Genomic DNA, 4807 nt, shown 5'->3' with positions numbered 1-4807 from the left:
CTGGTTCAGTCCGCCCAGGCCATGCTGGCTCAGGCAAACCAGGTGCCCCAGGGCGTTCTCCAGCTGCTGGGCTAATTGCCTAAAGGCCAAAATATCTCATACGTGCAACAAACATTCCCCGGCTTATGAACTAAACCGGATAACAGGCAAAAGTCCCCTGATGCAGCTGCATCAGGGGGCTTTTTGCTGTCCGCACAATATTTTTTCCTAAGTATTCACCGGCACGCCCGCCGCCCGCAGCTTTTTCCGCAGGTCCTCCACACCGTGGAACACCGCGCCGGACAGGCCCTCGTTCACCGCCCCCTCCACGTTGGCGGCCAGGTCGTCCACGAAGAAGCACTCCTCCAGCTTCAACCCGAACTTTTGGGTCAGGAGCCGGAAAATCTCCGGCTGAGGCTTGAGGAGCTTATAAAAGGCGGAGACGATTTTCCCGTCGAAATACTGGCTGCCTGGGATTCTATCAAAATACTCCGGCTGGCGCAGGGAGGCGTTGGACAGGAGATAGACTGGATAGCCCAGCCCCTTGAGCTCCTTCACCAGGGCCTCCATCCCCTCCATGGGCCGCATCTCCAGCTCCCACCAGAAGACCAGCCGGTCCACCGCGCCGTGCAGACGGGCCGGCAGGTTCCTCTTCATGACGGCGGCGGCCTCCTCCTCGGTTTTGGCGCCCCGGTCCATCTGCACCCACTCCACGGTATTGAATACCTCCCGCAGCAGCAGGGCCTTGTCCTCCCCCTCCAGGCCCAGCAGGTCAACAAAACGGGCGGGGACGTAGTCAATCAGCACGCCGCCCATATCAAACACAATATTTTGAATCACAGAAATCACTTCCAGTTCAAGGATACTGCTATCTTACCGTCCGGCCCCGGAAATGTCAAGTTTTTCTGCCCTCGGGGCCCGCCGGGACCCGGACAAACCGTCCAGGTCCCGGTCCGCTCCGCGCTTTCAGCTCCCTGTGGCCTGTTTCAGCATGTTCTCCGCCAAAATGCCGTAGCCCCGGGTAGGGTCATTAATCAGCACGTGGGTCACCGCTCCCACCAGCCGGCCGTTTTGGAGGATGGGGCTGCCACTCATCCCCTGGACAATGCCGCCGGCGGCGGAGAGCAGCTCCGGGTCTGTGACCTGGATCATCATGCTCCGGGTGCCGTCTCCGCCGGGGTACAGGCGGACAATTTCAATATCGAACTCCTCCACCTCATCCCTCCGGATGTTGGAGAGGATGGTGGCCGGGCCTGTCACTACCTGATCCCGGCCGGCCACCTCCACCGGATCCACCGCGCTGCCCACCGTCTCCTGGGGCATCTGCCCAAAGATGCCCAGGTTGGTGTTGGCGTACAGGGTGCCCAGGTCCCGGGTCAGGTCAAACTGTCCGTGAAGCTCTCCGGGGTCGCCGCTGGCCCCCCGCTTCACCTCGGTCACGCTGGCAGGCATGATGCTGCCCGACTCCAGCGGCATGAGCATGGAGGTGTCCACATCGTTAATTCCGTGACCCAGCGCCCCGAACACCCCGCTGTCCGGATCGTAGAAGGTCATGGTGCCGATGCCGGCCATGGAGTCCCGCAGCCACACCCCCAGCTGCCAGACCCCCTTGCTGTTCTCCACCGCCGCCGCCGTCAGCTGCAGCTGCCGCTGGCCCCGCACCGCCTGGATGGTGAGCGGCTCGTCCCCGCTCTGGGCCACCAGGGACTGGACCTCCTCAATGGTGTCCACCTCGCCGCCGTTGATGTGGGTAATCACGTCCCCGGTTTTCAGGCCGCAGTCACGGCCGGGACAGGAGGCCCCACTCTCCGTCTCCACTGGTGACAGCCCAACCACCAGCACACCGTCGGAGAAGAGCTTAATGCCCACCGCCTTGCCCAGCGGGATCACCGTCCGGCCTATGGCCGCCTGGGCGGGCTCCTCCAGCACCGCCGACGCGGTCACCGCCGCGCTCCTCCGTCCGCCCGCCAGCGCCAGGACCAGGACCGCCGCCAGCCCAAAAGCGGCCAGTCCCAGCACCACCGGGCCCTTCTTTTTTTCTTGTTCCATCATTCCGCCCCCTTGCCAAAATAAAAAGGCGGACGGACAAAAATCCGCCCGCCCTCTCATTATGGCCGGAGTCCTTATGATTCAACCGTGGGGAGGAATCCCTCCATTTCCAGCGCGCGCCCCACAGAGACGGAAACGGCAGGACCGGAACAATTTTCCTGGCTGATTTTTATGAAAGTGGAAAAAATAATTCAGCTTAAATTTGAAATGACAGCACTGCTCAAGCCCTTCCGCGGACGCTTTCTCTCCAGGGCCAGTCTGCCCGGAAATAGGGGAACTTATGCACGGGGAGCCAGCGTCCAGCTCCCCATCCTGGGAAAATCTATTTAATTCTCCGTCGGTCTCATTGTGGGGAAGAGGATAACCTCCCGGATGGAGTCGGAATTTGTCAGCAGCATGACACAGCGGTCGATGCCGATGCCCAGGCCGCCTGTAGGCGGCATACCGTACTCCAGAGCGGTGAGGAAGTCCTCGTCCATCATGCCGGCCTCGTCGTCCCCCTTGGCCCGCAGCTCCACCTGCTTCTGGAAGCGCTGGCGCTGGTCGATGGGGTCGTTGAGCTCGGAGAAGGCATTGCCCATTTCACTGTGACAGATGAACAGCTCAAACCGCTCAGTGAGTCTGGGGTCCTGGGGGGACCGCTTGGCCAGGGGGGAGACGTCCACCGGGTGCATGGTAATGAAGGTGGGCTGAATCAGCTTCTCCTCCACCCGCTGGTCGAAGCACTCATACAGAGCGTTGCCCCAGGTCTTGTCCGCCGTCTCAGGCAGCTCCACGCCGATGGCCTTGGCGGCGGCCACCGCCTCCTCGTCGGAGGAGATAGCCATGAAGTCGATACCGCAGTACTGCTTCACCGCCTCATGCATAGGCATCCGGGGCCAGCCGGGGGTCAGGTCGATCTGCTCCCCCTGCCACTCCACCTGGTAGGTGCCCAGAATCTTCTGGGTGGCGGAGGACAGCAGGTCCTCGAACAGGTCCATCATGTCGTTGAAGTCGGCATAGGCCTGATAGAGCTCGATGGTGGTAAACTCCGGGTTGTGCTTGGGGTCCATGCCCTCGTTGCGGAAAATGCGGCCGATCTCATAGACCCGGTCCATCCCGCCCACAATGAGCCGCTTCAGGGGCAGCTCTGTGGCGATGCGCATGTACATATCGATGTCCAGCGTGTTGTGGTGGGTGATGAAGGGCCGGGCGGTGGCGCCGCCGGAGATGGTGTTCAGCACGGGGGTCTCCACCTCCATGAAGCCCCGACCGTCCATGAAGTCCCGGACATGCTTAATGAACTGAGAGCGGATGACGAAGTTTCGCTTCACCTCCGGGTTGACAATCAAATCCACATATCTCTGCCGGTAGCGCAGCTCGGTGTTGGTCAGGCCGTGGAACTTCTCGGGCAGAGGCAGCAGGGATTTGCTCAGCAGGGTGACGGTGACCACCCGGACAGACATCTCCCCCCGCTGGGTACGGAAGACCACCCCGTGGACCCCCACGATGTCGCCGATGTCGTACTTCTTGAAGCGGTTGTACTCCGCCTCGTCCATCTCGTCCTTCCGGGCGTAGAGCTGAATACGGCCCGACTTGTCCTGGAGGTCGCAGAAGGACACCTTGCCCATCCCCCGCTTGGACATGAGCCGGCCGGCGAGAGCCACCTGGCTGCCCTCCAGGGCGTCGAAGTTCTCCTTAATATTGGCGGAATCGTTGTCCGCCGCGAAGCGGGTAAGCTGGAAGGGGTCGTTTCCCTCCTCCTGGAGCTGCTTCAGCTTGTCCCGACGGACCTGAAGCAGCTGGGACAGGTTCTCCTGCTCCAGCGCGCCGGTCTGGTTCTTTTTATCGGCCATGTTGACCACTCCTTATCTTTCTACCTTCAGCAGCTTGTACTCCACCGGCCCGGCGGGGGCGTCCACTGTGACCTCGTCCCCGGCGTTTTTGCCCAGCAGCGCCTTGCCGAAGGGGGAGTCCTCTGAAATTGCGCCGTTCATGGGGTCGGCCTCCTGGGAGCCCACGATCTTATAGGTGATCTCCTCGTCAAACTCCTTGTCCAGCACGGTGACGGTGGAGCCCAGGCGTACATAGTCCCCGTCGGTCTCGTTCTCCTCGATGACCACGTAGTTGCTCAGAATCTCCTCCAGCTCGGCCATGCGGGTATACATCTTGCCCTGCTCATTTTTGGCCTCGTCATACTCACTGTTCTCGCTCAGGTCGCCGAAGGAGCGGGCCTCCTTAATCAGGTCGGCCACCTCCTTCTCCCGGACGGTCTTGAGGTAGGTCATCTCATCCTGCAATTCCTTGAGCCGCTGGGGGCTCAGCTTATATTCTTTCGCCAAAATCCTGCACACCTTTCCCAATTATAATACCGGCGGGCCGGCCGGAAAGCGGCGGCCCGTTTTGTTTCAAGGGCATAATAACACATTCTGATTGTGATATTATATTGGTTTCTTCCCCATCTGTCAAGTGATTTTTATGTCCTCCGGTCCCAGCCGGCCTCCCTCCCACAGGGCGGTCAGCAGGGGCAGGTCCTCCCGGTCCTCCTCCGCCAGGCCGGGGACGGACAGAATCAGCCCTGCCAGCCGGGGAACAGGGCCGTAGAGATCCAGGCAGGTCTCCTCCACCCGGGGACTCCCCTCCTGAAAGCGCAGGGCCACCTGCCCCCCCTCCCCCGGGGGCAGGACGGGAATGCCGTACTCCTGGCGCAGCCACTCCGCCAGCTCCGCGCCCCCCTGGGGGGCGTCCACCACCAGCCGGCGCACCTGCCGGCACAGGCGGACCGCCGCCCGGGTCAGCT

At 61.8% G+C, this 4807-nt stretch carries 4 protein-coding genes and 1 pseudogene; all 5 read right to left on the bottom strand.

The window, feature by feature from the left end; genetic code table 11:
• Positions 1 to 207 precede the first annotated feature (207 nt).
• Positions 208 to 819, bottom strand: a complete 612-nt coding sequence (locus tag D1641_RS18480) for an HAD family phosphatase (RefSeq protein WP_160668426.1) — start codon at positions 817 to 819, stop codon at positions 208 to 210.
• A gap of 126 nt (positions 820 to 945) precedes the next feature.
• Positions 946 to 2031, bottom strand: a complete 1086-nt coding sequence (gene spoIVB, locus D1641_RS18475) for a SpoIVB peptidase (RefSeq protein WP_160668424.1) — start codon at positions 2029 to 2031, stop codon at positions 946 to 948.
• A 323-nt stretch (positions 2032 to 2354) separates the two neighbouring features.
• Positions 2355 to 3863 carry a lysine--tRNA ligase gene (gene lysS / locus D1641_RS18470; protein WP_160668421.1) on the bottom strand — a complete coding sequence of 503 codons (1509 nt, stop codon included), beginning with the start codon at positions 3861 to 3863 and terminating at the stop codon, positions 2355 to 2357.
• A 12-nt stretch (positions 3864 to 3875) separates the two neighbouring features.
• A complete protein-coding gene (gene greA / locus D1641_RS18465; protein WP_160668419.1) occupies positions 3876 to 4349 on the bottom strand; it encodes a transcription elongation factor GreA in 474 nt (157 codons plus the stop codon).
• 123 nt (positions 4350 to 4472) lie between these two features.
• Positions 4473 to 4807 (bottom strand): annotated as a pseudogene (locus D1641_RS18460) (hypothetical protein); the annotation flags it as partial.

It is taken from the genome of Colidextribacter sp. OB.20, from assembly GCF_009911595.1.
In the GTDB taxonomy this organism is placed as follows: Bacteria; Bacillota; Clostridia; order Oscillospirales; family Oscillospiraceae; genus Lawsonibacter.
This window is presented reverse-complemented; position numbering and strand designations above follow the sequence as displayed.

Excerpts from the sequence above, each read along its gene's own strand:
- spoIVB (WP_160668424.1), bottom strand. The coding sequence starts at position 2,031 with ATGATGGAACAAGAAAAAAAGAAGGGCCCGGTGGTGCTGGGACTGGCC.
- lysS (WP_160668421.1), bottom strand. The coding sequence starts at position 3,863 with ATGGCCGATAAAAAGAACCAGACCGGCGCGCTGGAGCAGGAGAACCTG.